Consider the following 1,045-nt stretch of genomic DNA (forward strand, 5'->3'; position numbering starts at 1 on the left):
TGTTGATGGTCCATTGTTCTTTGTGGATGAGGTGGTGGTGGTGGGAGCAGAGGAGGGTTCCGTTTTCTGTTCCTGTGGTTCCGCCGTGGGACCAGTAGGTGATGTGGTGGGCTTCGCACCAGGGTGCGGGCATGGTGCAGTCGGGGAAGGCGCAGCCGCCGTCGCGGGCGGTGATGGCTTTGCGGATGTGGGGTGGGAAGATCCGGGTGGTGCGGCCGATGTCCAGGACGCGGGAGTCGGTGCCGAGCAGGACGGGGATGATGTCGGCGTCGCAGGCGATTTTGCGGATGGTGGTGGGGTGGAGGGGGCCGGTGAACGTGCCAGTGCCAGTGCCAGTGCCGCTGCCGCTGCTTGTGCCGGTGCTGGTGGTGGTCTTGGTGGTGGTCTTGGTGTTTGGGTTGGTGGGTGTGTTGTTGTGGGTGAGTTGGTCCAGGAGGTCTTGGTGGCTGATGGTGACGGTGAGTTGGGGGCGGAGTCCGCCGTTGGTGGGGAGTTTGCCGGTGGTCATCGCGAGGTTGCAGGCGCCGACGAGGCCGTCGAGGAGTTTTTGTGGCCGGGAGCGCCGGTCCAGGTCCGGTCCGGTGGGTTGGGTGGTGTGTCGGGGGTTGGTGGCGGTGTTCATGGCGGTGGTGAGGGTTTCGTATTGTTCGGTGGTGGCGAAGATTTCGAGGTGGTGCAGTCCGTAGCGGCGTCGGCGGCGGAGGAAGGTGCCTTGGAGTTGGCGGAGGGTTTCTTCGGAGGGTTCGGTTCCGTCTTGGTCGATCCTGTCGGTCCAGCGTTGGGCCATTTTGGTGAGGAAGTCGGGGTCGCTTTCGGTTGCGGTTCTGGTCAGGGCGTGTTCCATGCGGGTGGTGGTTTCGGCGTCGGTGAGGTGCCGGACTTTATCCAGGGCGGTGCTGATGATCGTGGCGGAGCGGGAGGGTATTTGGGCTGATCCGAGCGCGTCGGCGAGCGTTTCCCGTCGGGCGGGGAGGGGTTGTCCGGCTATTCCGGGCCGGGGGAGGACCTCGGCGGCGAGGGCGAGTCTGCGGCGGGCTTCGCTGAT

1 protein-coding gene is annotated in these 1,045 nt (G+C 65.3%); it reads right to left on the minus strand.

Going from position 1 to position 1,045, the window contains the following annotated elements:
• A partial coding sequence (locus NEK97_RS19775) for an HNH endonuclease signature motif containing protein (RefSeq protein WP_257371407.1) occupies nucleotides 1-1,045 on the minus strand: 1,045 nt, incomplete at both ends.

This window comes from Paenarthrobacter sp. UW852 (genome assembly GCF_024608385.1).
Taxonomy (GTDB): Bacteria; Actinomycetota; Actinomycetes; order Actinomycetales; family Micrococcaceae; genus Arthrobacter.